The sequence below is a fragment of the Endozoicomonas atrinae genome (genome assembly GCF_001647025.1).
Taxonomy (GTDB): Bacteria; Pseudomonadota; Gammaproteobacteria; order Pseudomonadales; family Endozoicomonadaceae; genus Endozoicomonas; species Endozoicomonas atrinae.
Genome location: NZ_LUKQ02000102.1, coordinates 1 through 19,438, shown reverse-complemented (window position 1 = coordinate 19,438; position 19,438 = coordinate 1). Strand labels below are relative to the sequence as shown.

Here is a 19,438-nt window from a genome sequence, read left to right as displayed (position 1 = left end):
CACGATTATCATCTGCATGACGGGCAGCATGCTGAAAATCAACATCATTAAAACCTTCGGGTAGCTGTGGTCGACGAGACATCTGTTCTAGATAATGCATGGTAATGATGCCTAAGCATAGTTGGCGACAGCTTAAGGATTTAGAAAATGCGATTGGTATTAGATGAAAAGTGAGGCAATTACGCCTCACTTTTTCTTTCCTGACATTGCCAGATCAACTGACAGCCCACATAAAACATCAGAATACCAACCCCATCAGCCAGCATATCCCCCAGGGAAAAATCCCGATATCCACTTTGCCCCTGCAACACCTCAATCAACACGCCGAACATCATTAACAGCACTGGCTTGCGAAAGCCCCAGACTAATGATGGATAGGCCAAAACCTCCATAACAAACGCCAGCACAAAAAACACCAGCGCGTGCTTGAACTTGTCATTCATAAAACCGGATGGGTCAGCCTCACCTGGAATCAACGACATCACCAGAACAAAAGCAAGCAGTGAGAAAAACAGAACCCGATACAATGCTACCGGCACTCTCTGTAGACGCCGAAATAAGAAAAACATAGCCCCCTCCCCAACAACTAATCATAAAAAAACCGGCGAAAGCGCCGGTTTTTTTTAAACTCCTGAAGCCCGATCCATTATGGCATCTGATCGAGATCTTCATTTTCCTTCACTGGAACGATCAGATCCTCCCTGCTGATTCTCATATAGATCAGCATATTGGAAGCGATATAAATGGAGGAATAAGTACCCACACCCACACCCACAATCAATGCCAGGGCAAAGTTGTGAATCATATCACCACCAAAGAGGAACAACGCCAGCAACACCATCAAAGTGGTACCGGAAGTCGCCAATGTACGACCCAAAGTCTGGGTCAATGAAACATTGATAATCTCTTCAGCATCACCTTTTCTCAGCTTGCGGAAATTCTCACGAATACGGTCATAAACAATGATCGTATCGTTCAGTGAGTAACCTATCACCGCAAGCAGTGCCGCCATCACCGTCAGATCAAACTGCAACCCTAACAGTGCAAACAGGCCTAGCGTGAAAATCACATCGTGAGCCAGCGACAAAATGGCACCAACAGAGAACTTGAACTGGAAGCGGAAAGCAATGTAGAGCGTGATCAGCAGCATGGCAAATAGCATACCAAGGCCGCCCTGCTCCCTCAGTCTCTCACCTACCTGAGGTCCGACAAACTCAACACGGACAGCCTCAACATTTCCGTCATAGTTCTGCCCAAGAAGACCAGCAACCGCCGCCCCCATTTTCGGGTCATCTCCAGGAATACGAACCAGAATATCCTCTGCCGAACCAAACTCCTGTACGACAACATTCTCATAACCAGCCGTTGCCAACTGATCACGGATATCAGACGTTTTCACCGGTTGATCATAAACCAGCTCAATCAGCGTACCACCGGTAAAATCAAGCCCCCAGTTAATCCCTTTAACAGCAAGAGCTCCGACAGAACCCAGCATCAATAACAGCGACAGCACCGAAGCGTAGGAGCGCAGCCGCATGAAATTTATGATTTTCAAATCATTCATCACTGCCACCTCAAATATACAGTTTCTTCAGGTTACGACCGCCATGGGTCAGGTTAACCAGAGCACGCGTGAAGACAATGGCTGTGAACATGGACGTCAAAATACCAATACACATCGTGACCGCAAACCCTTTAATCGGGCCGGTACCCACTGCAAAGAGGATAATACCCACCAGCAGAGTTGTGATGTTTCCGTCGAAGATAGAAACGAATGCCCGGTCAAAACCGTCATGAATCGCACGCTGAATTGGGCGCCCCCCACGAATCTCTTCACGAATGCGTGAGAAGATCAGCACGTTCGCATCCACCGCCATACCCAGCGTCAGAACAATACCGGCAATACCTGGCATGGTGAGTGTTGCGCCGAACAGACTCATCACCGCAACCAGCAGCACCAGGTTGATGGACAGCGCAATATTCGCCAGCAAACCAAACACCCGGTAGACCACCAGCATAAAGATGGTTAGCAGTGCAAAGCCAATCAGTGTTGAGTGAACACCCATCTGGATATTCTCCGCACCAAGGCTTGGACCTACCGTTCTTTCTTCTGCGAAATACATCGGAGCAGCAAGGGAGCCCGCTCTCAACAGCAGCGCCAGCTCAGAAGCCTCTGCAGTTGAGTTCAGGCCGGTAATACGGAACTGGTTACCCAAAGCACTCTGAATGGTTGCCAGGCTGATAATACTTTCTTCCTGCTGGAAACTCTGGGTTGTTTCCTTCACCTGCTTACCATCTACTGTCTTGGTGACAACCTTGGTAACAGGCTTCTGTTCAATAAAGATCACCGCCATGGCACGACCCACGTTATTACGCGTGGCACGGTTCATTACGGTACCGCCATGACTGTCCAGGTTGATATTAACCTGTGGCTGGCCGGTCTGGGCGTCAAAGTTGGACTGAGCGCTGGAAACCTGATCACCAGTAATGATGATGTCCCGCTCAAGATCCACTGGAGGACGACGGGAATCTCTGAAACTGAATGACTCAGTGCTGGCCCTGGAGGCATTTGGCAATGCTTCCAGACGGAACTGCAGGTTGGCCGTCTTTCCAAGAATACGCTTGGCTTCTGCGGTATCCTGAACACCAGGCAGCTCAACCACAATGCCATTACGTCCCTGACGCTGAACCAGTGGTTCGGAAACACCCAGCTCATTCACCCGGTTACGAACCGTTGTCAGGTTCTGACGTACCGCATAATCCTCAATCTCTTTAATCGCCGTTTCAGAGTAACGATAAGACAGAACAGCGCGGCCATTAACCTCAGAGTTTTCTACCGTCAGATCCGGAAAATCCTTGCTGATCAGACGGGCAGCCTTATCACGGGATGACTCATCGTTAAATGCCATCTGTCGCGCACCGTCGGCCCGCTCAGGCATGGTACGATAACGGAGCTTTTCTTTACGGAGGGAAGTTCGGATTTCTGAGGTAGCAATATCCATTTTCAGCTGAAGAGCTTTCGCCGTGTCAACCTCCAGCAGGAAGTGAACACCACCGGAAAGATCAAGTCCGAGCTTCATGGGGTAGGCCCCAATGGACGTCAGCCATGCTGGGGTAGTCTGAGCCAGATTGATGGCAACAATGTAGTCATCCCCTAGCGCTTCTTTGATCAGCGATTTCGACAACTGCTGCTGATCAGCACGATTAAGACGAATCAGCAGAGCCTTGTCGTCAAGTTCAACAGACTTGATATCAACATTAGCCGCTGCCAGAGCGCTTTCAGCACGCTGCTGAACTCGCTCATCCATCACTCTGGACGAACTGGCACCAGTCACCTGTACTGCGGGGTCTGCGGGGTAAAGATTGGGAAGGGCATAAATAAACCCGAGACCTACGATGACCAGAATCAGCAGGTACTTCCACAATGGATAGCGATTGAGCATGGCTCACCGGTTCCTGATTTAATAGTGAAGCGCCATAGTGGCATTGTTATACGACGTTTGGCACAGTCCATTTGGTGTAAAAAAAAGCAGCCTTTATCAGGCTGCTTTTCTCAAAGCTTATTTGATAGCCTTGATAGTACCTTTTGGCAGGGTAGCGGCAACAGAACCTTTCTGGAAGTTCAGTTCCATATTGTCAGCAACCTGCAGAGTTACAAACTCATCCGTTACATTGCTCACTTTACCAAGAATACCGCCAGTGGTGACCACCTCATCACCCTTGGTAAGGCCGGCAACCAGGTTCTTGTGCTCTTTGGCACGCTTGCTCTGGGGACGCCAGATCAGCAGCCAGAAAATCAGCACAAAACCACCCAGCATCACCAGCTGGCCGATCATACCCGGGCCAGTTGCTGCGGCAGCTGCACCACCTTCTGCAGCAGCGTGTGCCTGACTGATGAAAGGAATCATTCCAATACTCCTAATCGTATTATTACTGTTGACGCAGCAATTTACCTGAAAAACAACCAGTCCGGAACCCACCCTTTCACCGAAAGAAGGCAAAAGCAGTGCCAGAACCCACCCTTTCACCGAAAGAAAGCAAAAGCGTCAACCCATGGGATCTGACATCTAAGGGATGTTTATCCGGATTTACATAAACAGACTGTTTATTGGGACTATCCAGAAAATATCAACCCTGACAGGACCGATAATCACCCAACAGCCCCCGAAAAAGGATCAACCCCAGTCAGGAACATCCTGTCCACGCTTGCGATAGAACTCTTCGACAAATTCTTCCAGCTTACCTTCTTCGATAGCGCCTCTCAGGCCTGCCATCACCCGCTGGTAATAACGCAGATTGTGGATGGTGTTAAGCATAGATCCCAGGATCTCACCACACTTATCCAGATGATGAAGGTAGGAACGACTGAAATTCTGGCAAGTATAGCAATCGCAGTGCTCTTCAAGCGGACGCTCATCCATCTTGTGAACGGAGTTACGGATCTTGATAACACCCTCGTCCACAAACAGGTGGCCATTACGAGCATTACGTGTTGGCATAACGCAGTCGAACATATCGACGCCACGGCGAACCGCCTCCACAATATCCTCCGGCTTGCCAACACCCATCAGGTAACGTGGGTGGGTCTCAGGAATCTTATGAGTGATATGCGAGAGAATACGCATCATATCCTCTTTGCTTTCACCCACAGAAAGACCACCAATGGCATAACCATCAAAGCCAATCTCAGTCAGACCTGCAAGAGAAACGTCACGAAGCTCTTCAAACATCCCGCCCTGAATAATACCAAACAGCGCAGAAGGACTTTCACCATGGGCTGCCTTGGAGCGTGCCGCCCAACGCAGAGAGAGCTCCATAGAGGTACGCGCCTGCTCTTCAGTCGCATCCCCCGGCGTGCACTCGTCAAAGATCATCACGATATCCGAACCCAGTTCACGCTGAACCTGCATGGAAATCTCAGGATTCAGGAACACCCGGGAACCATCCACTGGAGACTGGAATGACACACCCTCTTCCGTAATTTTACGCAGCTTGCCCAGGCTGAACACCTGAAAGCCGCCGGAATCCGTCAGAATCGGACCGTGCCACTGGTTAAAGTCGTGCAGATCCCCGTGCTTCTGAATAATCTCGGTACCCGGACGAAGCATCAGGTGAAAGGTATTACCCAGGATAATTTCAGCACCAATCTCTTCAATATCCCGTGGCAACATGCCTTTTACCGTGCCATAGGTACCCACTGGCATGAAACAAGGGGTTTCAACCGTTCCACGGGGGAATGTCAACCGACCACGACGGGCTTTGCCATCGGTAGCCAGCTGCTCAAACTTCATAAAGCATTCTCTTGTCATGAATTCTGTTTAGCTCTTTCTCTTAAACCACAAAGACACACCGTCTTTAAACTCAACAGTGCATCAAACTCTGAAAATATCCTGTTAGCCAGCCTTTCGGGTCAGTAACATGGCATCGCCGTAGCTAAAGAAACGGTACTTCTGTTCAACTGCTTCTTTATAGGCACCAAGCACGTTTTCCCGTCCGGCAAATGCACTGACCAGCATTAATAAGGTGGATTGGGGAAGGTGAAAATTGGTCACCATCAAATCCACACTGCGAAACTCATAGCCCGGGTAAATAAAGATGCAGGAATCCCCCTGGAACGGTGCAATTTCACCGGATGCAGAAGCCGACTCAAGGCTTCGCACCGAGGTTGTACCAACCGCAACAACACGATTACCTCTGGCACGGGTTTCCCGTACCGCCTGACAGACGTCTTCAGAAACTTCGATATACTCTGCGTGCATCACATGGTCTTCAATCTTTTCAACCCGAACAGGCTGATAAGTTCCAGACCCTACATGCAGTGTCACAAAAACTTTTCGAACGCCTTTTGCTTCAAGGCGCGCCAGCAATGCTTCATCAAAATGAAGTCCTGCGGTTGGCGCAGCGACTGCGCCGTCCCGTGCTGCAAACACCGTTTGGTAACGCAGACGATCACTGTCACCATCTTCACGATCAATATAAGGGGGCAGCGGCATATGACCATGTTCAAGCAGCAGTGGTAAAACTGACGTTTCAAAACGGAGAATAAACAGAAAATCCCGGCGCCCTTCAACGACAACTCGTACAGCACCGTCCGCCAGCAATAACACAGAGCCTGGTTTTGGCGATTTGCTGGCACGTACCTGAGCCAGGGCAAGGTTATCTTCTACCACCCGCTCAATCAGCACCTCAATTTTGCCGCCGGTCTCTTTCTGCCCGTACATTCGGGCAGGAATCACCCGGGTATTGTTCAGAACCAGCAGATCACCAGGCTCAAGAAGGTTTTCTATATCAGAAAACTGTTGATGCTGAATCTCACCGCTATTGCCATCAAGGCACAGAAGGCGGCTCCCGGTACGGTCTTCTGCAGGAAACCGGGCAATCTGCTCATCGGGCAGATCAAAATCAAAATCACTGACTTGCATGGACAATCCGGTGGTTAATGTCTTCATTTCCATAAGCAGTCCACGCCTCTCATAGAACAGAGCGTAGAAAAACAAAGGAAACCAGTCGCTGGGAAACCAGTCGTAATAAAAAGCACGGAAGGATACTGCAAAACGAGGAAGGTGTCAGGAGGGCTATCCCATGCAACGTTACGGACTTACCTTACTTTTTTGCTCTCGCCGCTCAATAACTGCTTGATCTCAATAATCTCTTTGATATACTTCGCCGCACTTGAGCAACCGCCACTTCGCCAGCAAATCTCAACGATCCACTCGATGAGAAAAAGCTTTGAAATCAGCGAACAGATGACATAAGCTCAGCCATATCAAATGCCAGTGTGATGGAATTGGTAGACATGACGGATTCAAAATCCGTTGCCTTTGCGGGCGTGTCGGTTCGAGTCCGACCACTGGTACCAACCTATTCCGAGTGAGTAATCACTATGTACGTGATCATATAAGTTGTCCACATGGACACTTTTTACGATTAAAGACTGCATTTTTCAGGCTAGAGTTCAAAAAAATGGACACTTTATACGAATGGTGTCCTTTTTTTTATCCGTAAAACGGACATTTTTTCTGAAAAATTTCCGGACAACTTTCGCAAAAAACTTCTCATTCCTAATTGGCTACACAAATCTGCCCAAGCAAATACACAATTGAAATCTGACTATTTCGAAAAGAAAATACTAACTGGTGACAGAGCTAAAGCAGTATGAACTCAGGAGGGGGGAGGCATTAGAGATTTATCTTGGAAGGAAAGTAGCAAAGATTTTCAGTAGCCGGTTCTAGAGTCTTTTTATCACCTCATTCCATATAGTTGTAAACTCACCAAACCCAAAACTGTTCAATTCATCCTGCAACACACCTCTTACATAATTGTGTGAAGGGAAGACACCATTCCTCAGAAGAGTTCGACAAGTATTTTCAATCAACTGAGTTTTTCTCTTGATGTTCGCTTTCTTTTTTTGAGCGCGTAGCTGATTATTCTTGGATACAAGCATTGCTGAGATATCTGGAAAGTGATAACGAAGATAGCTATCACCGACTTTAAGTTCATCAGCAACCTGATTAACTGAGATAATTTCCTTTTGATTCTCAACTATAGCTCTAAAGCGATTCTCAACCCAGTCCTTCTTGTCAGCATTAACAAAAGTGCGTCGTCCATCCAAGTTTGCAACATTCGCTTCCGCTTTTATGCTGCTATGGTTGAACAGCAAATCCGCTGGACTTACATTCACTGCAACACAGAAATTTAATAAAGTACTGAGAGTTGGCCGTGTCCCCCTTTTACTATCTGAAAACCATTGACTGATCGTTGCCTGAGAAAATGATAAGAGATTTTCCAGCTTCTTTGTCGAAGAAACACAAAGTTGCGCCATCACCACCCGAATACCCTCTCTCAATAAATAATGCAAATTATGAAATTCTTTTACATTATTTCGACTGGCAACCAGATTCAAAAGGTACAATTCTTTTTGAGTAAGAATTCTCGCTTTCATTTTAAATGCATGTCCCAGAAAAGAGCCGCACTCTGGACAGTAACCCACAGGTAAAACACGCTGAACCATGTATTGCTCCTTTCCACAATGATTGCAGTGCTCCTCATACTCACACTGATGTAAAGGACAGCATTCCAATGATTTCAAGCTCCAGATCAAAGGTTCATATAATGTCTCACCTGCACTACGCCACTCAAACAAACACTTTGGGCACCATCTTTTTGAAGAGTGAAAAAGCCCCTTCCCCATAGAATCAAGCAGCGTCACCCATGGCGACATAGACAACAGCTTAATATTTTGCTGGCCTGTAAATACAGCCAATGCATTGAGATAACCTTCAGCCTTAGCACGATACCCATTCATTGCCGAAAAGCCATAACTGATAAACAAATCATTTGAGACACCACATTGACCAAGTGCCGGGTTCAGAAAATTTCTAATAAAGTGGTGTGGAGCCACCTGATGAGCATATGAAAGTCGAACAATATAGCTACCAGCCGACTCAAACATATAATCATCACCATTATCAATCGGCTGAAGACCAAACAAAATAGAACGCGGCTGAACTTCAAAAGCATTCATCATATCAACGACCCCACTGCATCACGCCCGGGTTTTCTCTGAACACCCCGGGTATTTGCAGGCTTTTTGATCGCTGTCTTTACCCCAAGAAGAATCTCTTCAACTTCAATCATTGATCCACGGGAGAAATATTCTTTCCCCATGTTGATCTCCTCAGCAACACGCTTAAGCTCCCGACTATTCATACGGTTATTCATCAGAGCCTGATAACTCACATAGCTCTTCCCTGACTGCAAAGTTCGATAAAGCGTCTTTGTCAATAAATCCTTGAGAATCCCAACACATCCACAACAAGCAAGATGAATCTCGTTAACTTTGTTATAAATGTCATCCGAATAGGCTATAGGGTAGCGTGCAAGCAAAGCATCAAGTGCGAGGGCAAAGTTTCTTAAATCTTTATTTGAATTTCGGTGATATGGACCAAGCTCAACTATTTCAGACCTCCTCCCTAATTGAGCACTGACTTCACCAAACCGAAGTAAACGATAAGTTCCTGCAAGCACAACAACACAGTTACTCAGATTGGCCAATGACTTAAGCATTTCCATACAACGAAATGCCTCTTTTGCATTTTGACATGCATCAATAATATGCTGAGCCTCATCAATGACAAGATAACTGACATTTCGATGCTTCAGAAAATTTCTGACAACCTCAAATAAATCTGATACCGAGTTTTGTTTTAGTAATACCCTGGAAATATCCTTCTGACTTAGTCCTTCTGAATACTCCAGGGTATAACGACCAGTCTCCGCCAAAACATCTCCACCTGTTTTCAAAATACTGACAAGTAATTGTTTCCACGAAAACTTGTCACTGATAGAAGCAGGACACTCCACATAAATAACAGGAATCATTTGAGAATTTAGCTCCATCACCCCCTTATTCTCTTTCATTTTATCCTTAACAAACTTTTTAGCCGCACAGCTTTTACCCGCTCCGGTGGGGCCAACTAACTGAACAAACTCAACACCTCCGACACTATTAGCCTTTACACATAAATCATCATACGCATTCTGCAGTATGCTATGACGAATACGTTGACCAGAAAAAAATTCAACTCTCTCATTAACAGGCAATGCCAAAATGGCGTCACTAAACTTTCGGTAAGGATGAAGCATTTTTTTTGACATATCAGACTACCCTTAAACTATTACTATTTCCTTATCAGCTATGCGAGTCCACAGAACTTCACTCAATCAGAAATCCTCAATGTCATTTCTACCAGGAGCAATGGTTATTGGAACTTCATCCTGATTTTTCTCAGCCTGACCTGTTTCATTTTCGCTTTGTACCTCCCTCAATCCACCCTCCATCTCCGCTATTTTTCGATTCCCCGGAATTGCTCTTTCAGCACGCTGTTCAGGTGAATGAAATCCTCGAGAGGCACTATTTGCCTCAGTTATTACAGATCGATCAATACCTGCATAATAACGATCTTCCACATCAACTCGCACACAGCGCTTCCAACCATCCAAATTGCAATAGACATACGAGTCATCCTGGGGATCAAAACGAATCTCTACCTCTCGTCCCAGCCAATCAGGAGTAGCAAAAAGGTCATGACTGTAATACTTACCCAACCTTTCAACTCCTTTTACCGGCTGGACAACTCTGGTTCTCTTATTTTTATCATAGGGAAGCATCATGATTTGAAATTGCTCATCATTGATATCGACTTGGTGATATTTGCGCTCTCCATGACGAACCACGCTATCCGCCAGCACATCATCAGGAATCATAAAATGCGCGGGATGTTCAGTTTTATTGTAATGTTCATAGAAATACTCCCCCAAAAGTTGATTCAGGGCCTGAAAATTCCAGAGTGCCGTCTGAAAAGGATTCACCTTTGACGTGAGCTGTCTTGGATTTTTCATAAGCTGAGTATTCCCGGTAAGCGAATGAATGACAGCTTCATTCAATTGCTTGAAGACTCCTTCAACAGCAGATCCTCCACGAGGGTTGCTTTTCCGGCTATGAATAGTCACACCATAAAAAGCACAGAATTGCTCGAACACAACACTTTCAAACTCACTACCGCCATCAACAAAAAAAGACTCTGGCAACCTTCCATACCTCTTGACAAGTTCTCTTACCACCATCAAGACAGAGTCTGTACACGGGCTTTTCATAGTCAGATAAATAGCCAGAACAGATCTAGAATAAGAATCTGTCGCTATGATCAACCATGGTTTTGAAGAATCCTTTCCCGGGAACTTTAGAGCAACATCCAATTGAGTGTGATCAACATGAACATACTCAAAGCTTCTGGTTCCCCGCCGACTTTCAATTACCCCATCGTTACCAGTGATAGGCATTAGAGCCCTTGCTTTTTTGTGACCTTGGCGAGCACCGACGCATTTACCCAGATCTACCTTTTTAATCAACCTCCTTAACCAGCTATAGGATGCTGCGGGAACATTATGATCATGGCAAATACGCACATAATCCCGATACACAGACATAATTGTTTTGTTTTTGGGGTCAAGGTATTCAGTACTGATCACCTCATTAGCAAGCTCCATGCTTTTTCCTACAACACTTTTTTTCGTGTTCCCCTTTGCCTGATCGTTATTAACCAGTTCAGGAAGCCCTGTACCACGACGTAAAACACCATCATGGTAACGCTTCATATACCGTCTAATGGTCCTGGTACTACAACCAAGCTGTTCCGCTGCCTGTTTGCGGCTTATATCTCCTACGACCACTTGCTGGATAGTTTTATGTCTCTGAAGAGCTGCTTTCTGGTTACCTTCACTAGCAGACAGCATGAGTGACGTCTGGTCATCCTCTGGATGTTCGCATTGAACGACGGTCAGCTCCTTGGAACGTATCAACTCTCTAACATCCTCCAGTTTAAAGGATTTCAGCTGTATACTATTGACTCCACTAATCTCGACCAGTGCTGTCTGCCGTTTAGTTTCAATAGACTGAAACAACCACTGCTGCTCGCCATGCCGACAAACCATACCTTCTGTTATCGGGGTATTGCCCCTCCCGATAAACTCATGTCCATTTGAAGATACTGACTCTCTGGTCATTGAGTAGATCTGACAGCTGGACTCTGTCGCAAATACTTTGCAACTCTCAGGTTCAGAAAGCTTATCTCGCTCCAGATCAACAAAGAGTTTTCGACAAGCAATCATTTCCAGAACATCATCAACTCTAAGTTTCGGGTGACGATTAAGCAGTTCACCAATAGTCATGACCACGGAATTTGAGACAAACTCAACACAAGCCTGCTGCTTGGCATTTAAATTTTGATTCTTCCTACCCCGAAAAAAATCCATTAAATGGCGTATATTGGCAAGTAGTTGCGGGTTACAGTCACCATCAGTAAAAAAGCGATACCCAATACCGGTCCCCTCAAGCTTCCTTTCCATCACTGGTGACCGAAAGCACTTCTCAGACTGATCATAGCAATAACGATCAGGGTATTTTTCACAAAGCAGAAGTAACTCATCAAGCCGCTTACATTCGAAAAAATAAAGACCATCAGGTTGCACAACAAAAGAATCAGGCGTATGCCGAATGGCCTGACGCCTACCATCAAGCCTCGTAAACGACAGATTAAATGTCATAGGCTGATCATATATGGCAACTACACCGGGATCAGTTTCACATTGCAGTATGAACGCATATTCAAGATCGCTTTCTGCCTGAAGCACACACCCCATCATACTACTTGGGAAAAGAGTCATTTTACTCCGCCCACCACTGTTCACTCGTCGAGCAGGCTCCCCAGTAGCTTTACGGCAAATATCCATTGCCGTTTCATTTAGGCTGAATTTTTTGATGTAGGTTAGTGCTACAGAAGATTTCCCCATTAACCACTCCATGTTGTTTCTTTGTTATCTACCTTTTTTAAACTACCAATTTGTTACAAATCAAAAAAGTTCCATAAGCCGCCAAAACGAATCCTCAACCTCTGCTCCTTTGACTGAAACCCTCAAATTATTTATAATATTTGTGTCTTTGTTAGACTCTTTTAAAACAAGGGCTTACACAATAAATCGGATTCAATTTAATTCTGTACCGCACAAGAATCCGTAATCAACTTTGAAAATTTTGAGAGAAGTTTTCAAAGTTTTTCTGAATTTTACGTTAACTTATAAGTTAACTTTAGGTTATTTTCCTAATTTTTCCAGATAATAGAAAAGACAAATAAGCCACAAATATATCTTCTGTTTCTTCATCCAGAACAAACCTTCCCCCCACAAATTGTCAAACCGTTTTATTTCCCCATTAATCAGAGCCCCCAACTGCGGTATCAGTCCTGATGATCATTTGTACTCCAGATACTTTTTATGTAACTCTGGAGGGCATAACTACAACCAGTTTCCAACCGCTCAGATGAGTTGAGTGAGTGGAAATATCACACCAACCCACTGGTTTCCTATGAGAGATAGACATTCACCCAGCCCACCAACTGACCAAGAGCATGAAGCGCTTTTTTTTAAACGCGTAGGAAAAAATATCCGTGAATTTCGAGAAAGGCATAATACAACTCAAAGGGAGCTGGCAAAACGAGCTGGACTTAAGGCCCCATACCTGAATGATGTAGAGAAAGGACGCAGAAACTTTTCCATGCGCATCCTTCTAAAACTGTGTAAAGCACTGGATGCTTCCCCCGCAAAGCTCTTACATGGCACAGAGAGATATGCACTGGTTCTGGAGCATGAAAGGAACATGGAAGGGTGAGTAGCTCCCCCTTCAAACCCAATAATAACTAATCCATGAAAACCAGATATCAGAACCCTGACTTACCCAAAGTCTGTAAACTACGTTTAGGCCCTTCTAAAACCGAGAAACTTTAAGAATAAGGAAGCTCTGGCTTAATCTATCTAGCGATTTACTCGCTTTAATTTCATCACTACTGACAGTATTAACTCGGTACTAATAAGAAAGTGTGCTGATATCCCAACACACCCTCTTGAGCCAACTTTTACTGGCTTGCCTCCACAATGCCGCCAGCAACAGCAAAATGAATAAATGAACGCATCACCTTGCGATCAGTCACAACCTGCAACGCAGATGCGTAAACCGCCAACTGGCCGCTATACTCCTCAGCCTTGGCCTGCCACATACTCTGTCCACCCTGGTACGATTTATGATCAATGATTACCCAGCCATCCGCAGTACCCAATAGCAAATCAATCCGACCATTTTCAAGCGCACCATTCCCCAGCATTCTTGTAATAGGCACTTCAGTATAGATTTTTGCTTCTGGAAATTGATGCTGAATCCACTCCATAAGCTGCTGTGCCCGTCTTATAACTTCGTCAGCCTTAATTGCACCCGGTAGATGCTGGTCGAGCAGCCCCTGTAACACCTTCTCTTCTACATCACCATTTTGCAGCAAATAGGCCAGAGCGTGATGAACACAATTCCCAACCACACTGTCTTCGTGCTTACCTGCTACCGAGATCCGGGTGTTAAAATTATGAACAATAGTTGCCGTGCAACCGTCTACAGGCGCAGCGGAAGATGGTGGAGCAAAGAACAATCCAGATCCATCAACTGGAACATCAACCCTGTTATTTGGTAGCCAGTTACGTTGCCTGGCTTTGATTTCAGGCTGCGAAGCCTCGTTCAGCTCTATAGACTGAACCTTCAAGAGATGACCATCCGGCAAAGTTACTGTTTCTGCAGCAAGTGGCAGAAGATTACTATTCAATAGTTGTAGCCTTTCCCCAACTGCATTTTTCCCTTCCTGCACAAACACCAGATGATCCCTGGCACGGGTTAATCCGACATACAGTAACTGTAACTGTTCACGGTTTACTCTTTTTTCCATTTCACCCCATTCAGGGGTTGCCTTTAGCAGGTCTGTAAATGGATCATTTTTCCTGCTGTAGTGGTAGCACGGATGAGGCCAGTAACGCAGCTCCCTACCTGCCAGAGGGTTCTCCCAATTAAACTCTTGGTTACGTTTAACCTGTAGCCCCCAAAGCTGGTACTTTATTTTGTTATCCAGCCCGGTAGAAACGACAACAGGCCACTCCAACCCTTTGGATTTATGATAGGTCGTGACGGTAACGGCATTGCCCGGGTTTTCAGCCTGAAGATCTGCACCATTTTGTTCCAACTCGCGAACCCAGATCAGGAAACCGGATGTGGTTCCCGCTCTCCCGGCAGCCCGGCAATCGTTGGTATATTCTTCTGCCAGCACTTGCAATGACTGCAGGTTTGCTAACCGGTGTTCCGTCAGGCGATTACCTTCTTCCCAGGAAATCACACGATCAATAACACCCGCAGCCTCTATGGCCAGAGCCAGAACCTCTGCCGGGGTTAAGCCTACCGCCTGAGAACGGGCATACGCCAATCGCTTCAGAGCCAGATGAGCATTATCACTCCAACAAGCCTCTTGATCATCTAAGCTGGACAACCGCTGCTCCAGCCAACCTTCAGCATTCTCACCTGTCATCAAAGAAAGAATCTCTGCGCTGGCCAAATCATCAGATTGATCAATTAAACGACGATAACAGGCCAATGCCAGAGTCACTTCAGAAGTCTCAAGCAATCCACTACGTACTGAAGCGACAGGCACTCCCAGACTTGCCAAAGCCTCTGCTACTTTTGCAACATCGTCATTGCGAGGGCATAACACAGCGATATCCCGGAAGGTCATAGCACGGGGCTGATTCAAATGTTTGTCATGAATACACTGCCCTTTACTGGCAAATTCAACCAGCATTCCTGCCAATGCAATGGCTTTATCACCCTGATTTTTGCCTTCAACCTGCCACCAACCAGTTTCAGGAAGTTCTAATGTATAGTCTTTGGCAGGATTCAACCGCACCTGATCAGCTGACAGAATCTGGCCGAATGGCTTTTCAAACAGAGCATTGGAAAGATGGACAAGCCCCGGGCGAGATCGATAAGAGTCCGTTAAACTACTCACCGTACCAGCACCATTTTGGAAATGATTTAATACACCAAGGCATAATTCAGGATCAGCTCCTCGAAAGCCATAGATTGCCTGCTTGATATCTCCCACAAACAATGTGTCATTTGCAAATTCAGAGAGTCTGGAGAAGAGCGCCAGCTGAACGGGGCTGGTATCCTGAAACTCATCGACAACCAGATAGCCGAGCTGTTCCCTTAATGTGCGCTCAACAAAAGGGGTTTCCAAAGCCCTCAGTAGTTGCAATTCCTGGTCAGCAAAATCGATCAGTCCACGTTCTTCCTTGTAACGCTGGTATTCACCAAGAGCCTTTTCTGCTGCTGCAAAAATATCACTAATGAAGTCTCGTAAATCCTGCCTTAACTCCGGATTATGAATAAACCCTCCTGCAATTGCGTGCAGCGCAGCCAGGGAGGGAATATCGCCATCTTTTTTGGCAGCTTTCTTACCTGGCAGAGAAACCCACTTATCCCAAACCAAAACCCTTCCGGAAATGGCATTTTTTACCCAAGAAATGGTGCCATTCAATGTCGAGGAGCGCCCCTGCACACCCTCCGCCTCCGCAATAAATGCGTCTGCGGCTTCTCGCAGCTTTTCCTCTGTTATTGATGGATCATCCTCTGGAAAGAGACTCAGCAACTCATCAATTGACTTACTAGCAAAATCAGGCAGTTGACCTGCCGCTATACCATTAAGACGGGCAGCTTCTATAACTTTGAGTACATCTCTTTGCCAACTCTCAACCTGAAACTTCTCAGCCAGTCGATTCAGACGTGCAGTTTCATCATGAATTAAGCAGCCATCCAAAGCCTCAGCAATCAAAGCTTCAGACAGTTTTTCATCAAGTACCTGCAACTCTGGCGACAGCCCTAACTCAAAAGCAAACTTCTGAACCAGTTCTCCACACACGCTGTTTACAGTCCCAATTCGCGCTTCTCCCAGCCGTGCAACCAGATCAAATCGCGTATTTTTGAGAAGCTGCCCGGCAATCCTTTCCTGTAACTCTGCCGCCGCTTTTTTGGTAAAAGTCACCACCATTAATTGCTCAGGAGTGAGCTCTCCGGCAATGAGTTTTTCGGCAACAACCGTCTGAATGCTGTATGTTTTACCGGAACCGGCACCAGCCAGCTTTAATTCCTTTGCCATCTTACTGCACTCCCTTGCCGGTCAGCACTCGCCAATCATCAACCTTTTTAAAGGTCTGCTTATAACCACTCTTTAACTGGCTTCTCTTCAAGGCATCCGTTTCACGGTGCACCAGATCAGGTCGTGTTCCCGGTGGATATGAGTCATCTTCAACTTTCAGGCCGCAATAGGTGACTTCAACTTTGCCCTGTCGTAACTGCTCAAAACGCCAATTCGCCAACTGGTTCATCTCTTGCCACAATGCAGCTGGAGTTAAAGCATCCGGGCCAGGATCTACAAACACCGCACTAGGAAAGACCACATGATCCGTTGCCAGCAACCGGCCTGATTTAAGGATGAAATACCCTACACCCTTGATATCCGTGTGTTGCGACGCAAGCCGATGGTAGGTTGCCAACTGCATATGCCAGGAAGTCTTCAGATCATGTTCACGAGCACTTTCTCCTCCCCATTTCACATCAATAATGGCACTCTGGTTATCAGCCAGATGCACGAGTAGATCGAGGCTGCCGTTTAGCTCTCCGAAGTCCTCATCCTGTTGAAAGGACTTTTCAACTTCGATAGCCACTGCATTGGCTTCTCTCAAGTGCCCAAGCAGTTTTTGCAGGGCAAACACCATGGTATTGATAAAGTTCAGCTGCTGAACCCTTTGTCCGGGGGCGAGAAGAGGCAAGGCATACTGGTTAGCAAGTGTCTCAAATTCCGTTTCCAGCCAAGGCCTTACGGTAGCTTCAAGATTTTGCCCTGCACTCCACGGATGTGCTGAAAACCAGGCTTCAATTACCCGATGACCAAGGTTTCCCTGCAGTCGATTATCAACACTAACCGCTTGAATATTTCCTGTGCCCAGCTTTGCGCTATGCTGCAGGACATATTCATGCGGTCTCTCGATGAGTGTCGAGAGGCTGCTGTAGGAATGAGTATTCTTGAATGGAATGGTTTCAGCAGGTATCTGCCAAAATCGCTTCAAAGGTGGTAGCGTAGATTCAACCACCTTGATGGTAGGCACTTCACCTTGACCGGTCAGAAGCGCCTCTTCAATTGGCGGCCATTCCTCACTGACCAACAAGAAGTCCAGGTACGCCTTCAACAAGTTTGGAGCAGTCTCCAACTGCAAAAGCACCAGGGAATTCTGTGCCTTGAAGATTGGTAAAAGTGCCTGATTCAATGTTGCCCGGGATGTTTCTCCTCGCTCTTCCTGCGACGGATACCATGGCAGACAGGTGAGTTCTTCATTGGTGAAAGCCGTTGATAACGGTTCTTCCAACTTGATTCCCCAATAGAATAGAGCATCAACAGCATCGGGCTGAATAGCGTCCGGGCGTTCAATAATATTCACCTGACCAATCTTTCGTGCAGGCAATACTGCGGACATATATTCATCAGCTACCATATTCAGAATACGTTCCAGTTGAACACGGCTGACCCTTTCTCCCAAACGCAAAACGGAGCTTGATACTGCGGAGGACGCTGATGCAGCAAGACGATATAGTTCAGCTAATTCACAGCGCTGTTCGTGAGCAAGCCGTCCCAGCCAATAGCTCATAACCATCTGACATAACTTGTATACCACCTCGCTGGAGATGAACTGATCACTCCCAGCAACACCAACTGGTAGCCAGTCATTGATTTTCTGGCGAAGCTGGGCTTCATTAGTGTCTGGGTTATTTGCCTGATAAGACTTAATAAACGCGTCTTTATTCTCTTCCCAAAGCTCAGGATCAATACCTGGTAAATCCACAAACTTTCTTGCCAGAGAGCGATGCAGTTTTTTATGGCGACCAACAGGAAGCGTCAAATAGGCAAGCAGGTCTTCTGCTGAAGGAGGAGCCCAACATATAGAGAGTAGAGATGGCAACAGTTGCAAAGGGGCTCGCCAGCTTGAGTTATCTCCCAGACCAAGCTCTGGAGCTCCACTCCATATCAAGGCGTTATTAATCAGCTGCCTCTTTTCACTGGCTACTACGAGATGGCTGTTATTTTGGCTAACCCTCGTAGTCAGATAGTTGCCAGCAGCCTGATGATTGATAGCTGAATAAAATCTCAGACTCCCATCGCCATTAGAATCAGGAAGAATTGAGCCAATCTCCTGCCCAAGCAGTGTCCGTTGAAGGCGACCGAGATCCGAGTTTTCAGCGGCAATAGCCTTTGGACGAATAACAAATTCATCAATGCCGTCCTTACGTGGGTAACAGCAGATTACTTTGCCATCAGCCTGCTTTTGCCAATCTTTTTCTAATGCCTGATTTTCTACATAAGGCCAGTCCGGAAAAGCCCATTCTGTCTTGTATTGTACGAGGACACGAACCGGATCTATCTTCTTGGAATCATGTTTGAGTCCATTCTGGTCAGCATATTCCCAGGAGTAGCGCCCAATTTCCTCAAACAACCGGCGATAAAGCTTTGGCCAACTGGCTGCAGAACCATGTATTTCAACAGCACGAATTGAACGGCAAATCGGCTCCAGATAATCAAACAGTCGGATTACACGTTCTTCCAACGAAAGTGGAAAATTGCTCAGGTGTGTTTCTACTGCTTCCAGATCCTGCAAACGACCCAGAGAGTTAAGCCCTTCTCCTTCCCCAAAACGTTGAACAATTGATGGAGTTACTCGCCATCCATGAAGAATGGCTTCATCCCGCCAGACTAACAACTCTCTGGCGCAAGCGATTTCATCAACAGACAGGGACTGGTGATAAAAGCATTCCGGGTTATCCGCTGCTTTCAGGCTATTGGGAATGTAATTTAAATTGTGTAAACGCTTGTCGTTAATACTCCAAAATGGAGAATAACAATGAGCGTTGAAATCAACGAAAAACTGGTAGATCAAATAGCCAGTCAGATTAAAACTCAGGATGATC

Annotated in this window: 12 protein-coding genes and 1 tRNA gene; 2 read left to right on the top strand and 11 right to left on the bottom strand. The window is 46.2% G+C overall.

The window, feature by feature from the left end:
* Positions 1-179: 179 nt before the first annotated feature.
* The 6 genes from AK963_RS14985 to queA all read right to left on the bottom strand — a co-directional run bounded on the left by AK963_RS14985 (position 180) and on the right by queA (position 6,422).
* The gene (locus AK963_RS14985; protein WP_139117429.1) at positions 180-569 is read right to left on the bottom strand and encodes a VanZ family protein; all 390 of its coding nucleotides are present in this window, start codon (positions 567-569) and stop codon (positions 180-182) included.
* 77 nt (positions 570-646) lie between these two features.
* Complete coding sequence (gene secF, locus AK963_RS14980) at positions 647-1,564, bottom strand: protein translocase subunit SecF (protein ID WP_066016260.1); 918 nt, start codon at positions 1,562-1,564, stop codon at positions 647-649.
* Positions 1,565-1,574: 10 nt separating this feature from the next.
* Positions 1,575-3,443 carry a protein translocase subunit SecD gene (gene secD, locus AK963_RS14975; RefSeq protein WP_066016256.1) on the bottom strand — a complete coding sequence of 623 codons (1,869 nt, stop codon included), beginning with the start codon at positions 3,441-3,443 and terminating at the stop codon, positions 1,575-1,577.
* A 117-nt stretch (positions 3,444-3,560) separates the two neighbouring features.
* Entirely contained in the window at positions 3,561-3,908 is a 348-nt protein-coding gene (gene yajC, locus AK963_RS14970) for a preprotein translocase subunit YajC (protein ID WP_066016259.1), read from the bottom strand.
* Between the two features lie 267 nt (positions 3,909-4,175).
* On the bottom strand, positions 4,176-5,291 hold the full coding sequence (tgt, locus tag AK963_RS14965; RefSeq protein WP_066016255.1) for a tRNA guanosine(34) transglycosylase Tgt: 1,116 nt from the start codon (positions 5,289-5,291) through the stop codon (positions 4,176-4,178).
* 102 nt (positions 5,292-5,393) lie between these two features.
* Entirely contained in the window at positions 5,394-6,422 is a 1,029-nt protein-coding gene (gene queA / locus AK963_RS14960; protein WP_066016258.1) for a tRNA preQ1(34) S-adenosylmethionine ribosyltransferase-isomerase QueA, read from the bottom strand.
* Positions 6,423-6,772: 350 nt separating this feature from the next.
* Between queA and AK963_RS14955 the strand changes: the two genes are divergently transcribed.
* Positions 6,773-6,859 (top strand) — tRNA-Leu (locus AK963_RS14955).
* A gap of 369 nt (positions 6,860-7,228) precedes the next feature.
* On the opposite strand, the gene AK963_RS14950 is transcribed toward AK963_RS14955, so the two are convergent.
* The 3 genes from AK963_RS14950 to AK963_RS14940 form a co-directional block, all read right to left on the bottom strand.
* On the bottom strand, positions 7,229-8,527 hold the full coding sequence (locus tag AK963_RS14950) for a TniQ family protein (RefSeq protein ID WP_066016254.1): 1,299 nt from the start codon (positions 8,525-8,527) through the stop codon (positions 7,229-7,231).
* The gene (locus tag AK963_RS14945) at positions 8,524-9,657 is read right to left on the bottom strand and encodes a TniB family NTP-binding protein (RefSeq protein WP_066016253.1); all 1,134 of its coding nucleotides are present in this window, start codon (positions 9,655-9,657) and stop codon (positions 8,524-8,526) included. Before AK963_RS14945 ends, AK963_RS14950 begins: the two co-directional genes overlap by 4 nt.
* 66 nt (positions 9,658-9,723) lie before the next feature.
* Complete coding sequence (locus tag AK963_RS14940; RefSeq protein ID WP_066016252.1) at positions 9,724-12,351, bottom strand: DDE-type integrase/transposase/recombinase; 2,628 nt, start codon at positions 12,349-12,351, stop codon at positions 9,724-9,726.
* A gap of 571 nt (positions 12,352-12,922) precedes the next feature.
* Here AK963_RS14940 and AK963_RS36870 point away from each other — a divergent pair.
* On the top strand, positions 12,923-13,225 hold the full coding sequence (locus AK963_RS36870; RefSeq protein WP_420795613.1) for a helix-turn-helix domain-containing protein: 303 nt from the start codon (positions 12,923-12,925) through the stop codon (positions 13,223-13,225).
* A 244-nt stretch (positions 13,226-13,469) separates the two neighbouring features.
* Here the strand turns inward: AK963_RS36870 and AK963_RS14930 are convergent, their stop codons facing one another.
* Positions 13,470-16,577: a UvrD-helicase domain-containing protein gene (locus AK963_RS14930; RefSeq protein ID WP_066016250.1), complete on the bottom strand. Its 3,108-nt coding sequence runs from the start codon at positions 16,575-16,577 to the stop codon at positions 13,470-13,472.
* Position 16,578: 1 nt separating this feature from the next.
* Positions 16,579-19,438: PD-(D/E)XK nuclease family protein (locus AK963_RS33280; protein WP_066016249.1), on the bottom strand; the 2,860-nt coding region annotated here is incomplete at its 5' end.

Excerpts from the sequence above, each read along its gene's own strand:
- AK963_RS14940 (WP_066016252.1), bottom strand. The coding sequence starts at position 12,351 with ATGGGGAAATCTTCTGTAGCACTAACCTACATCAAAAAATTCAGCCTA.
- secD (WP_066016256.1), bottom strand. The coding sequence starts at position 3,443 with ATGCTCAATCGCTATCCATTGTGGAAGTACCTGCTGATTCTGGTCATC.
- tgt (WP_066016255.1), bottom strand. The coding sequence starts at position 5,291 with ATGAAGTTTGAGCAGCTGGCTACCGATGGCAAAGCCCGTCGTGGTCGG.
- AK963_RS14950 (WP_066016254.1), bottom strand. The coding sequence starts at position 8,527 with ATGATGAATGCTTTTGAAGTTCAGCCGCGTTCTATTTTGTTTGGTCTT.
- AK963_RS14985 (WP_139117429.1), bottom strand. The coding sequence starts at position 569 with ATGTTTTTCTTATTTCGGCGTCTACAGAGAGTGCCGGTAGCATTGTAT.
- queA (WP_066016258.1), bottom strand. The coding sequence starts at position 6,422 with ATGCAAGTCAGTGATTTTGATTTTGATCTGCCCGATGAGCAGATTGCC.
- AK963_RS14930 (WP_066016250.1), bottom strand. The coding sequence starts at position 16,577 with ATGGCAAAGGAATTAAAGCTGGCTGGTGCCGGTTCCGGTAAAACATAC.
- secF (WP_066016260.1), bottom strand. The coding sequence starts at position 1,564 with ATGAATGATTTGAAAATCATAAATTTCATGCGGCTGCGCTCCTACGCT.
- AK963_RS14945 (WP_066016253.1), bottom strand. The coding sequence starts at position 9,657 with ATGTCAAAAAAAATGCTTCATCCTTACCGAAAGTTTAGTGACGCCATT.
- AK963_RS36870 (WP_420795613.1), top strand. The coding sequence starts at position 12,923 with ATGAGAGATAGACATTCACCCAGCCCACCAACTGACCAAGAGCATGAA.
- yajC (WP_066016259.1), bottom strand. The coding sequence starts at position 3,908 with ATGATTCCTTTCATCAGTCAGGCACACGCTGCTGCAGAAGGTGGTGCA.